Genomic DNA, 18,497 nt, shown 5'->3' on the forward strand with positions numbered 1-18,497 from the left:
GCAATGTGAAAAGTCAAACGGCTATTCGTCGCCTTCTTCGCTCATCTGCTCGAGTTGGTGATGCCAGTCGAGTTGCTTCACCACTCCACGGTCTCCTCGCCAGTTTGCATGCACTGCGGCGTTCAACTCCAGATAAATCTTCACTCCGAGCAGCTCTTCCAGCTCTTTCCTGGCTGCTGTTCCGATTTCTTTAATCATCGTGCCCCCGCGCCCAATCACAATTCCCTTCTGTCCTTCGCGCTCGACGTAAATCGTCGCGCGAATCTTCACGAATTTCTCGCTCTCCTCCCACTCGTCCACGAGCACGGCCACAGCGTGCGGCACTTCTTGCCGAGTCAGCGCCATCGTTTTTTCGCGGATAATCTCTGCAGCCAGAAATCGCTCAGGCTGGTCCGTATGCAGATCCGTCGCGAAGTAAGGCGGATGGACGGGTAATCGCGCAATCCAGTTTTCGACCAGCGCCAGCGTTCCTTCGCCCGTCCGCGCGGAAATGGGAAAGATCTCCTCGAAATCGTGTTCGCGCCGCCAGCGATCAATCAACGGCAGGAGCCGCTCCTTGCGAACGCGATCGATTTTGTTCAGCAGCAAGTGCGCAGGCCCGGAAAATCGCTTCATGTGCTCCAGCGAGTAGCGGTCTGCTGCTTGAAAATCCTCCGTCGCATCCACAACCAGCGAGACAATATCCGGAGCGTCCAGCGCCGCAGCAACTTCTTGCATCATCTGCCGGCCGAGCGCATTCGTGCCGCGATGAATCCCCGGCGTGTCAATCAGGACGGCCTGCCCGTTTTCGCGATTCAGAATTCCTTGAATGCGATTTCGCGTCGTCTGCGGCTGCGGCGAGACAATGGCCACCTTCTGCCCTACAAGGGTATTCACAAGCGTGGACTTCCCCGCGTTCGCCCTTCCGATAATGGCAATGAAACCAGAGTGAAATTCCATGAGGAAGGGATACTAGCCTTCTGAGCGGGACTCATGCACGGGATATTTTCCGCAAATCGCCGGAATCTCTATCTTCTGCTGCCACGAACGAGGGAATTTTCTCTTGGTGGCTATCCATACGGTCTGACCCAAATTCTGCTTGTCGCGGGCTTCCCCAAGTACAATTTCTTGGCCGACCCTGCCAGCGTCACCGTCATTGTCTCGTCGTACTCGCGCTTATGGACGCGCACCCGCGCTCCCGGCAGCAGACCCAGGCCTCCCAAAAAAGCGAGAAATTCGGGTTCTCTTTCATAAACACGTAGCACTTCATAGCTGCGCCCTGCCCCCGCCTCCGCCAGTCGAATCGCGCCATATCGCTTTCGCAGCTTCGCGAGTCCGCCAAATAGCGGCACGCCATGCGGGCATCGGCTCTCGCGTCCAAAGCGTTTCAATAGCAGCTCAACCACTTCCGGCGACATCCCGTGCTCCAGCTTCTCCGCCTCCTCGTGCGCGCGTTTCCAATCGATCCCGATCACTTCCGTCAGCAATTTTTCCGCGAGCCTGTGCCGTAACACAAGATGCTGCGCGATTCGTCTGCCTTTCGCTGTCAGCGCGATTCGCCCGCTTCTTTCAACGCGTAAAAATCCTCCGCGCGTCATCCGTTTCAACGCCGCTGTTACGGCAGGAGGCGTCACGCCCAAATCCTCAGCGAGCCGCGCGCTGATCGGAGACTGCTCCTCCTGGACCGTTTCCCATATCTCTTTCAGATAATCTTCCTGAGAGACGCTCGTCTTTTCGCGCCTCATCCCCGTTTGCCTTTCTTCAGCTCCTCTGCCAGCGCCTTCACCTTCTTCTCGATCTTTTCGTAAACCGTTTGGTATGTCGCTGAGCCGTCTCCAAACGGATCCTCGATCTCCCAGTCCAGCATTTCAGTCCCGTCAAACCTTCCCTCCAGCCGCCGGCCCGACATATTCACGATAATCTGCGGCGCAAAAATCATCATCGCGTCATCGATTCCTTTGGAATAATGGCCTTCCGCGCGAATTCCATTCTGTTGCAGCGTCGCCAGTGTCTGTGGAGCGACATATCCCAGCGGCGAAATACCCGCGCTTTCAACTTCCATCACGTCTGCCGCAATATGCCGCGCGATTGCTTCCGCCATCTGGCTCCGGCATGAATTGCCAATGCAAATGAAGAGCACTCTGGCTTGTTCGCTGCCGCCGCCCTCTGAGCCCATGTCTGCTTTACTTTCTGCCGTTCTTCGCCAGTTTAATGAATCGCTCGTGGATCGTCGTATCCTCGGTCAGCTCAGGATGGAACGTCGCCGCCATAATCCGTCCCTGCTCGACGAGCACTGGCTTTCCATCGCGCTCCGCAAGCACGGTTACGCCGGCGCCGATTTTCTCGATCACTGGCGCGCGGATGAAAACCATCTCCAGCGGTTCATTTTTCAGTTTGGTTGGCAGCAGAAAGACGTCGCTCGACAACTGTCTCCCATACGCATTCCTCACGACCGTCATGTCCATCAGTCCGAGCGATTTCTGCTCCGGTGCCTTCACGTCGCGCGCCAGCAGGATCGCTCCCGCGCATGTGCCGAAAAACGCGCCTCCATTCGCCGCCATCTCGCGTATCGCTGGCTCGAGCCCCGTTTCGGCCAGCAGTTTCATGTGCGTTGTGCTCTCGCCGCCGGGCAAAATGAGAGCATCCACACCTTCCACATCTTCGGGCGTCCGCACATAAACAAACTCCACGCCGAGCCGCTCAAGCACCTTCGCGTGCGCCTCGAAGTCGCCCTGTATCGCCAATATCCCGATCAGCATTTGCGAATCCGCTATCCTGGATCTCAGTTTAGCACTTCGCCTGCACGCAAATCATCGCAACCAGTGCGCTGCAAACCAGCCATTTTGGTTGAGCCGCCCACTCATAGAGGCGAATCAGGCAGAGGATTTGGCATTGCTCTCACGCGGCGGTGCTGGCTCCCGTTGCGGCGAATTATCCGGCGCGGCGCGAAGATACTGCGCCGGCCAGCTCATAATTTGTCCCAGCTCTCGCGCCGCGCGCAACGGCCAGTACGGGTCGCGCAACATCTCGCGCGCCAGCAGAACGATGTCCGCCTGCCCCGTGCGAATCACGTGATCCGCCTGAACCGGCTCGGTAATCATTCCCACCGTTCCGGTCAAAATTTCCGCTTCTCGGCGAATCTTCTCTGCAAACTTCGTCTGATAACCCGGCCCCATAGGAATCGCCACGCCGGGAATTAATCCGCCAGAGGAACAATCGATCAAGTCCACGCCCAAATCCTTCACCTCGCGGGCCAGTGCGACCGACTGTTCACCGTCCCATCCTCCTTCTTTCCAATCCGTCGCGGAGATTCGCATGAAGAGCGGCTGGCTCTCCGGGCACTCTTCGCGCACAGCGGCTACGACTTCGCGCGCCATGCGCGCGCGGTTCTCGAGAGAGCCTCCATATTCATCCTTGCGCTGATTGCTCAATGGCGACAGGAATTCGTGAATCAGATATCCGTGCGCACCATGAATTTCGATAATGTCGAACCCGGCGTCGATTGCCCTTCGCGTGGCGGCCGCAAATCCATGCACAACGTCGCGAATCCCTTCCCGCGTGATCTCCCGCGGCTGCGAATAATCCTCTTGAAACTTGATCGCGCTCGGCGCGACCACATCCGTCCAGCCTCCTTCGCTCTCGGGAACGGTACCCCGTCTCGCGGCCCACGTTCGGTATGTACTCGCCTTTCGTCCGGCGTGCGCCAGTTGAATCCCCGCAAGGCTTCCCTGCTCGTGAACAAAACGCACGATTCGCGCCAGCGCTTCGGCGTGCCGGTCGCTCCAAATGCCCAGGTCCTGCGGACTGATTCGCGCTTCTGGCAACACGGCTGTCGCTTCGCAAAAAACAATTGCCGCTCCTCCCACGGCGCGACTTCCCAGATGCACGAAATGCCAGTCGTTCGCCAGCCCATCCTCGCACGAATACTGGCACATCGGCGAAACGGCAATCCGGTTTCGCAGCGTTACCCCGCGAATGGTGAGCGGTTCGAATAAGTGTGGCATGACGGAATCATCGTACTAGAGGCAGTGAGTACTAGCGAGCGATAAGTAACAAATAAAGTTATCAAGCCGCTGAACGCTACCAGTCAAGTTTGCGCAGGAGTTCAGCAGTGGGCGGATGGGTTCTGAGCGTGGCTAGAAAGGGACCGAGGACAACATTACCGCTCCAGCCGGTACCGCCGCCCTCTTCGAGGTGCTCAAGGAGGTCGCGCCGTGAATTCTCTAAATCATTCAAACCAACATCGATGTTCAACAGGCAAAAGGGAGCGACATACTCGCCCGCTTCACGCCGGAGCAATAACTCACGGCGAATCGCCAGTGCCTTTTCGCGCTGGCCAGCGAGAGCGTAGGACATGGCTAGCAGGCCGCAAAACATGGCGGCGTGACGCGTCAGAGAAACCAGCCTTTCGCCGATCTCGATGGATTCATCCCAACGGCTTAGAGCCGCAGTGGCTCGCTGCTTGGACCACATGCCGAGAATGTGATTTGGTTGGAGCTCAAGCGAGCGATTGGCGCTGCGCAAGGATTCATCGTGTCGTCCTGCAGTGAAGTAGGCAAGGGCCGCGATTCCATGGATAAAGGGGGAAAGGGGATCGAGTTCCATCGCTTTGCGCAGCGGCGCATCCATCTCCTCCGGACGCCTGCTTGAAAGGAACAGGCCATAATGGGCATGGGCTATGGAGGATCGAGGATCAAGTTCGACAGCCTTGCGAATATGCGGCTCCGCCCCAGCCAACCGAGCGCTGAACGCAATGGTAGAAAGTCCGAGAGATAGATGCGTATCTGGAAGATCGGGGGTGAGAGCGATGGCCTTCTTGATGGCCACCTCAGCGGGCCCCCGGCCTTCTGACGCCGGAATATAGCCGTAAAACGCGAGGACGGAGAACGAGTCGGCGAGGCCCGTATACGCCAGCGCATAATCGGGGTCCAGATCAATGGCCGCACGGAAACATTCGATGCTGGCGCGCAGGTTGCTTTCCGAGCGCAAGCTCCACAGGGCGCGGCCTTTCAAATAGAGTTCATAGGCAGCGATGTTTTCGGAGTGGCGGCGCGGAAGCGAGGATTGCTGGCCGGCGAGTGTAGGTTCGAGGGTTTTGACTATGGCGCCGGTGATTTCATCCTGAATTTCGAAGATGTCCGTAATTTCCCGGTCGTAACGTTCGGACCAAAGGTGATATCCGTCGGCGACGTTGATGAGTTCGGCAGTGATTCGCAGACGCTTGCCGGAGCGTCGAACGCTGCCCTCAAGGACCGCTTCGACGTTGAGCTGGCGGCCGATTTCGCGAATATCCGTGTTGCCTCCGCGAAAGCGGAAGGCGGAAGTGCGCGAGGCGACTTGCAAGCCCTGAAGGCGTGCGAGAGCGGTGGTTAAATCTTCGGAAAGGCCGTCGCTGAAATAATCGTTGTCGTGATCGGCGCTGAGATTGGCGAACGGCAACACGGCGATCGAAGGGATTTTACGCCGCGCGCCGCTTTTGCCACTCGATTCCAGATGCCGGTTCCGCTGAATTTCCTGAATGGCTTCCACGACCTCACGCGCGGCTTGATAGCGATCGCGAGGTATTTTTGCCATGAGCCGCAGAACGGCGCTGTTGAACGCTGGGGGAATTGCGGGGATCACTTCGCTGGCAGACTGCGGCTGGCGATTCAGAATAGAATCAAAAATCACGGCGGAGGTAGATCCTTCAAAAGGACGCCTTCCGGTGGCCATCTCGTACAACACAACGCCAAATGAGAACAAATCGCTTCGTTCGTCGAGATCTTCGCCGCGCGCCTGTTCGGGAGACATATAGGCTACGGTGCCAACCGCCGAACCCGGGCTTGTGACGTACGCGGCTTCGCTCACAGTCGGCGTATCCAGAGCCAGTTCGTTCAGACGCGGCCTGCTGCTTTTCGCAAGTCCAAAATCGAGGAGCTTCGTGTGCCCATCCTGCGTAAGGAAAATATTTGCGGGCTTTAGGTCGCGGTGAATGAGTCCTGTGCGGTGCGCTTTGTCGAGTGCGTCGAGAATCTGTAGGGCTATGACGAGAAGTTGTTCCAACTCAACACGCCCGCGAGCGAGACGACTAGCAAGAGTTTCGCCTTCGAGATATTCCATGACGAGATAATGCGTGCCGTCAACCGCACCGATATCGTAGAGATGGCATATATGTGGATGGTTGAGCGAAGAAATGGCGCGCGCTTCGCGCTGAAATCGCTGCTGCGCCTCGAGATCAGAGGATAGATGCGATGGCAGAATCTTGATAGCGACCGTGCGATCAAGGCGCACATCGCGGGCCCTATAGACTTCTCCCATTCCTCCCGAGCCGAGAGGCGCAACAATCTCGTAGTGCCCGAGTCTTGTTCCTGAATCGAGTCCCATTTTCTAGCTGCCTGGAGGCCGATGAAAACGATGATTTGCTTACGGCGATGCGAGAAGAAATATACTTCGAATGTGGTTTGCACGCAACGAGCAGCGTGGCTTCGCCCAATTCATCCGACGCGGCTAGGCTTTCGTCGCTTCCTATCCCTTTGTACTGCACGCGCCAATGCTATCTCGCAATGGACGCCGACGTGGATGCCCGAAGCATAAGAAACGAAATGCCGCCAACGCGGTAAATGACCTTGCCGGCGCCAGCGGGAGTTGACCGAATCTTGCCGGCGCGAGGGCAAGCGCACAGAGGATCAGGAAAGCGTGCAGGCAGCGCAACATTCCTTCACCAGCCACGCGTCTGCAGCAAATCTTTCTCATCCATCTGCCGCACGTCGAGCCCCTTCATCGCCTCGCCCAATTCATCTGACGCTTCGAGCACTTTTTTCGCGTCCTGATAATTCGTCGTAGCGTACACAATCGCCTTCGCGCGCTTCGCCGGATCCGCCGACTTGAAAATCCCCGATCCCACAAAGACCGCCTCCGCGCCCAACTGCATCATCAGCGCCGCGTCTGCGGGAGTCGCGATTCCGCCCGCCGAAAAATTCGGCACGGGCAGCTTTCCGTGTTTCGCGACGTGCTGCACCAAATCGAGCGGCGCGCCCAGTTCTTTGGCTTCGTGCATCAGCTGTTCCTCGCCCATCGTCGTCAGTTTCTTCATCTGGCTGACAATCGTCCGCATGTGCCGCACGGCCTCAACAATATTCCCCGAGCCTGCTTCGCCCTTCGTCCGAATCATCGCCGCGCCTTCGCCGACTCGCCGCAGCGCTTCGCCCAGGTTCCGCGCGCCGCACACGAACGGCACCTTGAACCCATGCTTCCACACGTGATTTTCTTCATCCGCCGGCGTCAGCACTTCGCTCTCGTCGATGTAGTCGACTTCGAGCGCTTGCAGCACCTGCGCCTCGGCGAAGTGCCCGATGCGCACTTTCGCCATCACCGGAATCGTCACCGTATCCATGATTTCGCGAATGACTCGCGGCGACGCCATGCGCGCCACTCCGCCTTCTTTGCGAATGTCCGCCGGGACGCGTTCCAGCGCCATCACTGCACATGCGCCAGCGTCCTCCGCGATCTTGGCTTGCTCCGCGGTCGTGACGTCCATAATCACGCCGCCTTTCAGCATCTCCGCCAGCCCGACCTTCACCCGCCACAGATTCTCTTGTCCCTTCTTCTCGCTTCCGTTTTCCATTGTCCTTTTCCTTCCTTCTCGTTGGATGAAACTCGCTGCTCTTTCGAATCTCCGATTCCGTCCTCGCGCTGCGGACACTTTCTATGTGATCCCAGGCACGCTGAACAGTTTCATGATCTTCTTCGCGCATTCTTCCACGAATCGCACGTCCTTCTCACCAAACGCATTCTCTCTCTCGCTCGCGATGTTGATTGTTCCGATGACGCTCGCGCCCGGCCCCAGCACCGGCACAATCATCTCCGACCGCATTTTTGTGTACGCCACCAGATACCTCGGATCCTTGCTGACATTGCCGACCACCAGCGGCGCACGCTCCTTCACGACGGCGCCGGTCAGCCCTTTCGTCACAGCAAACCGCAAGTGCGCCGGCTCTTCGCTTCCGGTCCAGCCAAGCGCGATGATTTCCTTTTCCGTCACGGCATAAATCGTCACGGAGCCATACCCGGCGGACAATCGCAGAGTTTGCGCGATCCGCTTCGCCGTCTCCTTAGGCGCGGCTCCCTCATTCATCGTCGAGCCGATTTCGTCCAGCACCGCTTGCTCGTTGTTCACGCAGCGCTCCTTCCAGGATTCGATTTTGTCTCAACTGGCATCGGCAATCACCACAAACCTTCCCTTGCCTCGCGCCAGAACTCTCCCTGCTTCGTTCCGAATTTCTCCGCGATGCATCAGGTTCCTGCCTTCGCGCGACACTTCCTCCGCTTCCACCGTAATTTCCTGATCCACGGGCACCGGCCGCAAGTATTCGACGCTCAGCTCCGCCGTCACCGCGCGCACATTGTGAAACCGGTTCATCTTCCCCATCGCTTCATCCAGCAGCAACGCAATAATTCCGCCGTGCAAAATCCGGTTGCTTCCCTGATACCGCTCGCCCAGCCGGAACCGCCCGACGATCCTCCGCTGTTCGTGGTCCTGCTCAAATGTCAGCTTCATCCCTTGCGCATTTGCCGCTCCGCATCCGAAGCACGGATTATCCGCCTTCGGCTCCAGCCTTTCCGTCGCCATTCAGTCTCCTATCTGCATTTTCTTCTTGCCGAGTCGTCTTTATCTAGCGTCCAATCTCCAGCTTCCAGCGTCCAGAATCACTCATATCTCAGCGCCTCCATCGGCTCGATCCTCATCGCCCTCCGCGCCGGTATCCAACACGCCGCCAGCGCCACCATCACCAGCAAGACCGCCACGCCCGCAAACGTCGTCGGGTCCGTCGGCTTGATTTCAAACAGCAAACTTTGCAGAAACCTCGTCAGCGTCAGTGCTCCGCAAATTCCCGCCGCAATGCCAGCGCCCGCTAACAGCATGCCTTCGCGAATCACCATTCCCAACACATCTTCAGGCTGCGCTCCCAGCGCCATTCGCACTCCGATCTCCCGCGTCCTCTGCGTCACTCCATACGAAATCACGCCGTAAATCCCCACCATCGCCAGAATCAGCCCTAGCGCGCCAAACGAGCCCAGTAGAAAAGTCTGATATCGTTGCTCATCAACGCTCGAGGAAACAATCTGGTCCATGGTTAGCACATTCGTGATGGGCGCTTCCTTATCCACCGACCAAACCGCCCGCCGCAGTGCGGGGATCATCACCGTGGGACTCTCAGAAGTGCGCGCGACAAAACTCGGCCGCGCACCGTAACTGACTTGTGCGTAGGGCATGTAGATCTCCCCACTCAAAGGGCTTTCCGCATCTCTGTCGTGTACGCTCGCGGCCACCCCCACAATCTGCATCCATACGGGATTGCCCTTCTTATCTTCGCCTCTGCTGATGCGTCGTCCCAGCGCGTTCCCGCTCAGATACTTCTTGGCGAACGTCTCATCCACAACGGCAACGCGCTGCGAGCCAGCCGTATCCGCATCCGTGAAATCGCGGCCGCTCAACAGCGGTATCCCCAGCGTTTGAAAATAGGCCGTCGAAACATCCCGCTCAGTAACCATCTCTCCGGAATTCAACGAAACGCCGTGTGCCTGTCCTTCGATCTTGAGATCGGTAATAAGTTCGTACGGCATCAGGGGCGTCGAAGTGGTCACTGTCGCGTCCTGTACTCCTGGAATTTCCCGTATTCGTTCCAGAACATCCACAACCGCCGCTTTGCACCCCTCAAGCTTCTTCTCATTCGCTGGGTCGCAAACTGATTTGCTGAAGTTCGCATTCATGGTAAGGATGTGATCCGTGCGAAAACCGAGCTTCACGCTCGTAAGTTTTTCGAAGCTCCGCGCCACCAGCGTCGCGCCGATCACCAAAATCACCGCCAGCGCAATTTCTACCACCACGAGCACGTTGCGCAATCGCCGCGGCCGCCGCGACACCGCGCCCGCGAGAGATCCAAAGCCATCGCGAATCGCTGGGCCGGCCCGCCGGCTCGATGCCTGCATCGCTGGCGCAAGCCCAAACAAAATTCCCGTCAGCAGCGAGACCGTAATCGTGAACCACAAAATATTCGCGTTCAAATCGAAATGGCCATGCTCCGGCAAATTCTTCGGCGTGATGCCGCGCAGCACGTGAACTCCCCACACCGAAAACAAAAGTCCCAGCGCGCCGCCGGCCAGCGCCAGCAAAACGCTCTCCGTCATAAATTGCCGTACGATCCTCACGCGCGACGCGCCGAGAGCTTCGCGAATCGATACTTCGCGGCTTCGCGCCCATCCCCGCGACAGGAGCAACGCACTCACATTCACGCACGCAATCAGCAATACGAATCCCACTGCGCCAAGCAAAATCACCAGCGCCTTATTGAGATCGCTGAAATGCTTCTCCAAAGGCTGTGCAATAAAATACGTCCCGCTCCACTCCCCGCCAAAGTTCTTGTCCACCGCAGTCGTCAGAATTCGCGGGCTCACCGTCTTAAGCTGTGCGTTCACAGCCGCATCACTGACGCCTTTCTTCAGGCGCGCAATCGGGTACACATCGGCATCAGTGCCCTTCTGCCCCGGTACAGGAATCAGCGGAAGCCAAACCCCCTCATCGCTCTGCACCGTCGAAATCGGATAGTTGAATCCCTGCGGCATGACGCCGACGACCGTGTACCCTTTGTCGTCGAGTGTAATCGTCTGGTTCAGAATCGCGTTGCTGCCGCCCCAGCGCGCTCGCCACAGCGCATAACTAATCACCGCGACGCGCTTCGCGCCCGGCTGCGCATCCCCGGGCAGTATCGGCCGTCCTAAGAGTGGCTTCGTGCCCAGCAGGGGGAAAAATTCACTGTCCACTAGCGCCGCAGAGACACCTTCCGGAGCCGCGCCTCCCGTCATGGTGTACCCGTCGCGGTCCCACAGCGCCATTTGCATGATAGAAGGAATCTGCGGCCGCATCTTCACCCAAATGTCGGCGGAAAAATCCATCGAGGCTTCGAGGCCGCCCGGAAATTCCTTGACCGCATAAAGGTCGACCAGTTGCGATGGCTTCGCGTACGGCAAGCGCTTCAGCAAAATGCCGTTCACTGCACTGAAAATCGCCGTGTTCGCGCCAATCCCCAGAGCCAGCGTCAGCACCGCCACCGCCGTAAACCCCGGCGCCTTTCGCAGCATCCTCAATCCATACTTAATATCCTGCCACACGGTTCCTCTGCCTTCCGCCAGACGGCCAAATCTCAGTGCCGCGCACCATCGCTCTCTCACTCATTATGCTTCTATGGTTGTTCTTTTCCTTCCCCTTCTCAAAAGTCCTGCGCTTTCGATTTTCGCTGGCCACTGATCACTGTCCACTGGTCACTTGTCTCTTCAGATTAACGCCACGCGCGATCTGGCTCCGTCTGCCTGTTCAACTGCGTGTCTCGACGCGCCCCGCTGCTTCTTCCGCATCTCTGTCTCAATGACCTGTCCCAATGTGACAAGCCCTCGAACAATATCCTGCTCGTCCAGCCCCGCAAATCCCAGTCGCAAGGTGTTCGGTTGCGGCTCTTGAAAATAAAAATATCTTCCCGGAACAAACAGCACGCCGCGTTCGCGCGCATGCAGGAGTAATTCTCCCGCATCGAGTCCCGCCGGCAGCGTGATCCACACCGACATTCCGCCATCCACGCGCGACCACTCCACCCCTCCAGGCAGATGCCGTTCCATTGACTTCTCCAGCACCTCGAGCCGCCGCCGGTAAATCCGAATCATCCGTTTCATGTGCTGCTCAAGCATCCCGCGCCGGACAAATTCCGCCAGCGTCGCCTGCGCCAGTTGATCCGTATGCAGATCGCTAGCCTGCTTCAGCAGCCGCAATCTTTCGATCACTCGCTCCGGTCCCACGCACCACCCCACGCGCAATCCCGGAAACGCCACTTTTGAAAAACTGTCGATCTGAATCACTAGCCCGTTTCTGTCCATCGCCTTCAGCGACGCCACAGGATCGCCGCGCAGCCGCAATCGTGCGTAAATGTGATCTTCCACGATTGGGACTTTGAATCGCGCCGCCAGTTCCAGCAATTTCTGCCGCTCCGCCACGGGCAAGGTCGCGCCCGTGGGGTTTTGAAAATCCGGCGTCACCAGAATCATCTTCACGCGATTCTGTTCCAGCACCGCCTCGGCAACTTTCAGGTCCAGCCCTGTGTAGCGTTGCTTCGCGTGGCTTGTCTCCACGCCAGCGGGCAAGCAACGCACGCGCGCCGACGTCAGGATCGAGAGCGCGCCCGGATACGCCGGATTCTCGACGAGCACCGCGTCGCCGGGTCGCAGGAACGCTTTCGCGAGCAGGTCCAGCGATTGCTGGCAACCGTCCGTAATCAGGAGCTGTGAGTCGCGCGCCGCAATGCCTTCTACGCGCAAAATGTTCAGCAGAACTTCTTTCAGTGGCGCGTAACCATCCGACGCGCCGAGCTGCAGGATTTTCTTGCCTTCGCGCCTCAGCACAGCATTCGCGCACGTCCGCACATCATCGACTGGAAAGAGATCCTCCGTGGGCTTCGCGCTGATGAATCCGATCGCGTCGCTTGGCACTTCCGGCATCAGCCGGCTCAGCCCGTCGCCCGCGCGCTCGTCGGCAAAAAGCGCTTCCCATCGCAACGGGCCGCTCGCCTCGCGCGGCGGCGGAGAAAACTGTCGCTGCGTCGCCGGCTCGCGGATAAACGTCCCGCGGCCCACGTATCCGACGATCAGCCCTTCCGATTCCAGCTCCGCGTACGCCGTCGCCACCGTCGTGCGGTGAATCCGCAGTTGTGTCGCGAGTTCGCGGCTCGCCGGGATGCGGTCGCCGGGCTCGAGTTCTCCGGAATGCACCAGCGCGCGCATCTGGTCGCGCAGTTGCGCGTACAGCGGAATTTCGCTTTCCGGCTGCAAATGCAGTGGTATGAATGGCCTGTTCATACAGGCCAATATAGACCCAAAAAACACCCTGGAAAGAGCCAAATTGTCTCTTTGGACTGGTCGCTGTGTTCAGCCGAAGTGCTGTGCGATCAATTGGTTACACCGCGAAGGCGAAATCGCTGGATTTTTCCGGTAGCCGTTTTTGGCAAATTTTCGACGAAATGGATTTCTTGCGGACACTTAAAAGAGACCATTTTTTTTCGCAGCCATTCGTGAATTTCTTTTTCCAATCCGTTGCGATTTTCAATTTCGTTTTTCAAAACGACGTACGCAACGGGATGCAGCAATCCATTTTCGTTCGCGCGCGCGACGACGGCGACTTCCGCGATCAACGGATGAGCGAGCAATGCGTTCTCGACTTCGCCCGGAGAGACCCACATGCCCGCGACCTTCATCATGTCGTCCGCGCGGCCGCAATAATGAAAAAATCCATCGGCGTCTTTTGTAAATTTATCTCCGGTGAGGACCCAGTCGCCGCGTTTTGTTTGCGAAGTCAGTTCCGGCTTGTTCCAATAACCGGCGAATGCAGCGCCACCGCGGACCCACAAATTTCCGATTTCGTTTGCGGGCACTTCGTTTTCGTGTTCGTCCACGATTTTTGCATCGCAGCCGGGAACTTCCGTGCCGCAGCTCCCCGGACGCGCCTTGCCGGGACGGCTCGCCAAGAACATGTGCAGCATTTCCGTCGAACCGATGGCGTCAAGAATTTCCACGCCGAATTTCTTTTTGAACTGTTCGAAGATTTCTGCGGGAAGAGCTTCTCCTGCGGACACAGCCATGCGCAAGGATGAGCAATCGATCTGCAATCCACGCTCGGCCTCGCGAAGCAATGCGGCAAAAAAAGTAGGAACGGAAAATAAAACGGTCGGACGGTATTTCGCAAGAATTGCGGCGGTTCGTTCCGGCTTTGGCCGCGACGGATCAAGGATCGTGCCTGCGCCGACGGAAAACGGATAGTACATTCCGTTTCCAAGGCCATAAGCAAAAAATAATTTAGAGACGGAATACGTCCGGTCTTCCGGACGCAGACCGAGAACATCCTGCGCATAACTTCGGCTGGTATACATCATGTCCGCATGGCGATGGACCGCGGCCTTGGGCGTTCCGCCGCTGCCCGACGTATAGAGAAAAAACGCAGGGTCCGTTGACGCCGTGGGATGCGCAAGGCAATTCGCTGGCTCCCGTTCGCATTGCTCTTCCCAGGATACCGTTGTGCGCGCGGCGAGACTTTCAACCATGGAGCGCTCGCGGTCTGCTGTTTCCGAAGCACATTCGCCAGCAACAGCGACAACTTGCAATCCAGGAGGCCATGCATCAGAAAAGCATTCAAAGAAAACGGCCTTATGAACTATGGCGATTCGCGCGCCGGTGTCGTTGAGGTAGTATTCGTAATCCGACGCGCGAGCCATAGAATTTACGGGCACAACAACTGCACCGATTTTTGCCGCACCGAAAAAAGCAGCGATAAATTCAATGGAATCCGGAAGAATGATGAGGACGCGATCGCCGGGCTTACAACCCCAATTGCGAAGGACATTGGCCGCACGATTGACGGCTTCGTCGACCTCGCGATAGGTGAACGCGCGAGGCTCGCCGAGGATGGCGACGCGTTCCGGATGCGCACGGGCCGGACGCGAGACGAACTCGTCGGCGATGTTGAGCTGCGCCGGGATATGAATGCGCGCTGAGGCGTCCGCCATATTCGTGATTCTACTCCGAGGTGGAATGTTGCCCAAGCTGAAGCATGGATGCAAGCGCATCTCTCCGACGCCGCAGGCACGAAAGTGGCATAATCGGTGCGAGCGTCGCAGCGCTTGGAACGCGGCGCGGAAGGAGCCACGGTGAAACTCAGCCAGGTTTTTTCGAGGCGGTACAAATTAAACACTGCGGGCGCAGCGGGAATCGCGGCGGTTGGACTTTTTGCGCTTGTGGCGATGGCGACGACGCGAAAAGCGGTTGAGTTCTTGCCGCTCAATGTTCACGTGGGCGAAAAAGCGCCAGATTTTGTCCTGCCTTCGGCAGGAGGCGGCACGGTCCGGCTGTCGCAGTTCGCGGGGCACAACGTGTTGCTCAATTTCTACGAAGGCTATTGGTGAACGTACTGCAGCGTCGAACTCGGCGAGTTCGCAAAGCACTATGCGGAATTTCAGAAGCTGAATACGGTCATCATTGCTGTGAGCACCGATCCGATGGACAAGGCGCGCTGGGACAAAGACAAGATTCACCTTCCTTTCCCTGTTTTATCGGACCACGATCGCGTGGCGATGAATTTGTATAACACCGTTTCGCTCTCGACGTATCCCGCGCCGGACGGCGGCAAATACAATCATGCGACACTCATCTTGATCGATGCGACGGGAACGATCCGGTGGATTTACCGCAATCCGGATTATCGAATTCGCGCGACCGTGGCGGAAGATTTGGCGGAGATTCGCAAACTTCAATAAAGTTCAGGGCAAAGCAACACCGGAGGAATTCAAGATGATGAACCGGCGTGAAATGAGCAAACTGCTGGCGCTGGCCGCGGGCGCGCTTGCGACAGGATCGGCAAACACGTTGTCAGAGGAACTGCGAACGCACACACAGGGGACAAGCATGCGTTCGAGCGATTCGATTGACGTGCATGATCTAATGAGCGAGCCGCTTGCGCAAATGCAAAATCCGGAAGTCACAATGCTAACGCTCACTCTCGCACCGGGCGCTACATCACATCCGCATCGCCACACCGGGCCTGTGTTCGCGTACATTCTTGAGGGATCGATATTGAACCAAGTCGATCCCGAGCCTGCAAAGACCTACCACCCGGGCGATTTTTTCTATGAGCCACCCATGCACGTTCACCGCCAGTTCAAAAATCTGAGCACTACGGAAAGCGCAAAGGTCCTGGCGATAGAAGTACGCGAAAAGGATAAAGAGTTTACGATTGACGTATGAACATTACGTCGCAAATGGACCTCTGACGACAAGCGGACCGCAAGCCCCCCCGAGCCTCTTCGCTCCGAAACTTGCCACGCATGCAATGCAACTCTTTGCGCAATTTATGGCCAAGGCGCACTGCGACCGAGAAAAGCGTTGACTACGGCGACGAATTTATCAGGCTCCTCGAAGAACGGCATGTGGCCGCTTTTTTCGAAGACGACGAATCGTGAGCCGGGGATTGATTTGTGAATGTTGTAGGCGATGAGCGGCGCAACATTCATGTCATACCGGCCACAGCCGACGAGCACGGGAAACCGGTATTTCGCAATTTCCGGATTGAGGTCGAAGCGGCGAACGTCCTGATTCACGAGACGATTGATTTCGCGATATTCCTTATCATTGGCCATTTTGGCGAGAAATTCGTCGCGATGCTCGGGAGCATAGAAGAGCATCGATTCGTAGAGGCTCGTGGAGGCCTCCGCAGCGGCATCGGAATCTTTTTCATTCAGCGCGGCTGTGAAGGCATAGCTGTCTTCCTTGGCAGTGATGTCTGGAAAAACATCGTGGAAGAGGAACAATGTGTCGCTCCACTTAGGCGCGGCAGAATCGAGAATAATAAGACGCTCGATGTGCTGCGGAAAGCGTGCGGCATAGGCCATAACGAGAAAACCGCCCCAGGAATGACCGAGGAGATTGATTTTATCGTAGCCGAGATGCGCGCGGAGGGCGTCGAGGTCATTGATTTGGTCAGCGAGAGTGCAAGTCTGGCCGGGCTTGAGCGGGCCTGAACGGCCAGTGCCGCGCTGGTCCCACATGACAATCTTGCGATTCAGGCCGAGTGTGTCCCAGGCGGCGGAGACATGCAGATAACTGTGGTCGAAGCCAGGACCGCCATTGGCGACGAACAGAGGAGTAGCGTCGCCGGACCCAAAGACTTCGTAATAGATCGTCGCTGTCGGGGCGTTGAATGTGGTTCCGTGCTCATCATGAGCAAAGACGCGCGGCGCAACGAGGCAGATTGCCACAGCGGCGAAAAATCCAAGAAAAGAGAGACGCCGAACCAACGGAGCGATCATAGAAACCTCCCGTATATTCAAAATTCAGCGCGGCAGACTAGCACGGGAAAGCGGCGCGAGGGAAGCGTTACGAAGGAGAAAAAATCAATTCGGCGGCGACAACCAGCGGGACAGCCGCGATGATTTGACGACAATTGACGAAACGCGCGGGAGCACGGCGCGTCTATGAGACTGGCGCGCGAATGAAAGTCAAAGGCGTCTAGTCCGCCAGAAGCGTAAACTCTGCGGAGCGAGGTGAGGAACGTGAAACACGACCGATGGCGTGCAATTTTGTTTTCTTTCGTGATGATGGCATTTGGCACGGCGTTCGTAGCCGGAACTGCAGCGGCGCAAGACCCGGCGGAACCGCCGAACGGCGCACCGAAAGTGGATTTGCTGCCGCGGCCCGCAGGAAGAATCGATCGCGCGTCGATTGATGAGAAACTCATGCGCGAAGTCATCGAGGAACAAGTGGCATGCGGGACGCGCGACACGTTTTCGTCGTGGACGGACCCGAAGCGCGGCGTCGGCTGCGGGCGCGACCACGCGCTGGCGCGCTTCCAGGAAATCGCCAAGGAATCGGGCGGACGGATGCAAGTGGTGGTGGATAAGTTTGACATGACTTTGCGCACGGGCGAGAAGGCGCATTTGGAGAACGTGTACGCAATTTTGCCGGGCAGCGATCCTTCGCTGGCGAAGACCGTGTTTATCACGAGCGGCGATTTCGATTCGCGACCGTCGCAGACGAACGATCCGAATGCGGACGCGCCGGGCGCGGATGACGATTCTTCCGGCGTTGCCGTGGCCATCGAGTCGGCACGGCTGCTGGCGAAGGGAACGTACCGTGCGACTCTGATTTTTGCAGCGCTATCGGGCGAAGAACAGGGACTGCTTGGCGCGCAAGGAATGCTGAAATATTTGCAGAACAACGGCTACACCGTCGGCGGATATTTCGACAATGACATTGTCGGCGCTGATCCCGTGCCGGGCGGGCCGCACCGGCTGCGGATGTTTTCAGGCGGAGGGCCGGATGGCGTGGATTCGCCGTCACGAGAACTGGCACGCGCGACAGAAGAAATTGACGGGCGCGAGAACATTCGACTGATTTTCCGCATTGACCGGCTGGGGCGCGGAGGCGACCATATGCCGTTCGTCGCCGCGGGATTGCCGGCGGCGCGTTTCACGGAACCGCAAGAGAATTACGATCATCAGCATCAGACTCCGCGGACAGAGAACGGAGTCGAGTACGGCGATCTGGCGAAGTATCTCGACTACAAATTCATGGGCAATGTGGCGTGGGACAATGCCGAAGCGTTGCGTGAGCTGGCGCTGGCACCGGCGCCGCCTACGGAAGCGACGATCACTCACGTTCCGCGAACGGCGATGGGATACGCGTTACTGAGATGGTCGGCAGCGGATGATCCCGATCGCGCAGGATTTGAGATTCTATGGCGCGACACGACGGAGCCGCGCTGGTCGGTGTATGAGTTCGTGGCGTCAGGAAACGAATTAACGCTGGACGGCGTTTCTCCGGACAATCATTTTTTTGCCATACGCAGCGTTGGCAAAAACGGAGCGCGTTCGATTGCTGTGCCGGCGGTGATGCCCGCGCGGCGATTCATGCCGCCAAGCGCAGCACCCAAGGCGAATTAGCGCGCCATTTGC

16 protein-coding genes are annotated in these 18,497 nt (G+C 57.7%); 3 read left to right on the forward strand and 13 right to left on the reverse strand.

All coding sequences use genetic code 11. From position 1 onward, the window contains the following. Positions 1-21: 21 nt before the first annotated feature. From era to VGR81_01745, 12 genes are all read right to left on the reverse strand, one after another. Positions 22-939, reverse strand: coding sequence for a GTPase Era (era, locus tag VGR81_01690; GenBank protein ID HEV2287645.1), 918 nt, complete (start codon positions 937-939; stop codon positions 22-24). Between the two features lie 110 nt (positions 940-1,049). Then, a complete protein-coding gene (locus tag VGR81_01695) occupies positions 1,050-1,724 on the reverse strand; it encodes a metal-dependent transcriptional regulator (protein HEV2287646.1) in 675 nt (224 codons plus the stop codon). Continuing rightward, the gene (locus VGR81_01700; protein ID HEV2287647.1) at positions 1,721-2,155 is read right to left on the reverse strand and encodes a hypothetical protein; all 435 of its coding nucleotides are present in this window, start codon (positions 2,153-2,155) and stop codon (positions 1,721-1,723) included. The genes VGR81_01695 and VGR81_01700 overlap by 4 nt, the downstream gene beginning before the upstream one ends. A gap of 7 nt (positions 2,156-2,162) precedes the next feature. Beyond that, positions 2,163-2,738: a pyridoxal 5'-phosphate synthase glutaminase subunit PdxT gene (gene pdxT / locus VGR81_01705; GenBank protein ID HEV2287648.1), complete on the reverse strand. Its 576-nt coding sequence runs from the start codon at positions 2,736-2,738 to the stop codon at positions 2,163-2,165. 114 nt (positions 2,739-2,852) lie between these two features. Then, entirely contained in the window at positions 2,853-3,983 is a 1,131-nt protein-coding gene (locus tag VGR81_01710) for an NADH:flavin oxidoreductase/NADH oxidase (protein HEV2287649.1), read from the reverse strand. Between the two features lie 76 nt (positions 3,984-4,059). Next, positions 4,060-6,342, reverse strand: a complete 2,283-nt coding sequence (locus tag VGR81_01715) for a protein kinase (protein HEV2287650.1) — start codon at positions 6,340-6,342, stop codon at positions 4,060-4,062. A 334-nt stretch (positions 6,343-6,676) separates the two neighbouring features. After that, on the reverse strand, positions 6,677-7,582 hold the full coding sequence (gene pdxS / locus VGR81_01720) for a pyridoxal 5'-phosphate synthase lyase subunit PdxS (protein ID HEV2287651.1): 906 nt from the start codon (positions 7,580-7,582) through the stop codon (positions 6,677-6,679). Positions 7,583-7,663: 81 nt separating this feature from the next. After that, entirely contained in the window at positions 7,664-8,134 is a 471-nt protein-coding gene (locus tag VGR81_01725; protein HEV2287652.1) for a GAF domain-containing protein, read from the reverse strand. A gap of 30 nt (positions 8,135-8,164) precedes the next feature. Beyond that, positions 8,165-8,587, reverse strand: coding sequence for a PaaI family thioesterase (locus VGR81_01730; protein ID HEV2287653.1), 423 nt, complete (start codon positions 8,585-8,587; stop codon positions 8,165-8,167). A 77-nt stretch (positions 8,588-8,664) separates the two neighbouring features. Continuing rightward, on the reverse strand, positions 8,665-11,187 hold the full coding sequence (locus VGR81_01735) for an ABC transporter permease (protein HEV2287654.1): 2,523 nt from the start codon (positions 11,185-11,187) through the stop codon (positions 8,665-8,667). Between the two features lie 102 nt (positions 11,188-11,289). Continuing rightward, the gene (locus VGR81_01740) at positions 11,290-12,858 is read right to left on the reverse strand and encodes a PLP-dependent aminotransferase family protein (protein ID HEV2287655.1); all 1,569 of its coding nucleotides are present in this window, start codon (positions 12,856-12,858) and stop codon (positions 11,290-11,292) included. An 89-nt stretch (positions 12,859-12,947) separates the two neighbouring features. Next, complete coding sequence (locus tag VGR81_01745) at positions 12,948-14,558, reverse strand: benzoate-CoA ligase family protein (protein HEV2287656.1); 1,611 nt, start codon at positions 14,556-14,558, stop codon at positions 12,948-12,950. A 234-nt stretch (positions 14,559-14,792) separates the two neighbouring features. On the opposite strand from VGR81_01745, the gene VGR81_01750 reads away from it, so the two are divergent. Together VGR81_01750 and VGR81_01755 are read left to right on the forward strand one after the other, a co-directional pair. Then, positions 14,793-15,305 carry a peroxiredoxin family protein gene (locus VGR81_01750; protein HEV2287657.1) on the forward strand — a complete coding sequence of 171 codons (513 nt, stop codon included), beginning with the start codon at positions 14,793-14,795 and terminating at the stop codon, positions 15,303-15,305. 34 nt (positions 15,306-15,339) lie between these two features. Next, positions 15,340-15,792, forward strand: a complete 453-nt coding sequence (locus VGR81_01755; protein ID HEV2287658.1) for a cupin domain-containing protein — start codon at positions 15,340-15,342, stop codon at positions 15,790-15,792. Positions 15,793-15,896: 104 nt separating this feature from the next. Here VGR81_01755 and VGR81_01760 read toward each other — a convergent pair whose 3' ends face one another. Continuing rightward, positions 15,897-16,853, reverse strand: a complete 957-nt coding sequence (locus VGR81_01760) for an alpha/beta fold hydrolase (protein ID HEV2287659.1) — start codon at positions 16,851-16,853, stop codon at positions 15,897-15,899. Between the two features lie 243 nt (positions 16,854-17,096). Here VGR81_01760 and VGR81_01765 point away from each other — a divergent pair, with 243 nt between their 5' ends. Beyond that, positions 17,097-18,485, forward strand: a complete 1,389-nt coding sequence (locus VGR81_01765; GenBank protein ID HEV2287660.1) for a M28 family metallopeptidase — start codon at positions 17,097-17,099, stop codon at positions 18,483-18,485. Positions 18,486-18,497: the final 12 nt, after the last annotated feature.

This window comes from Candidatus Acidiferrales bacterium (assembly GCA_035934015.1).
Classification (GTDB): domain Bacteria; phylum Acidobacteriota; class Terriglobia; order Acidiferrales; family UBA7541; genus DAHUXN01.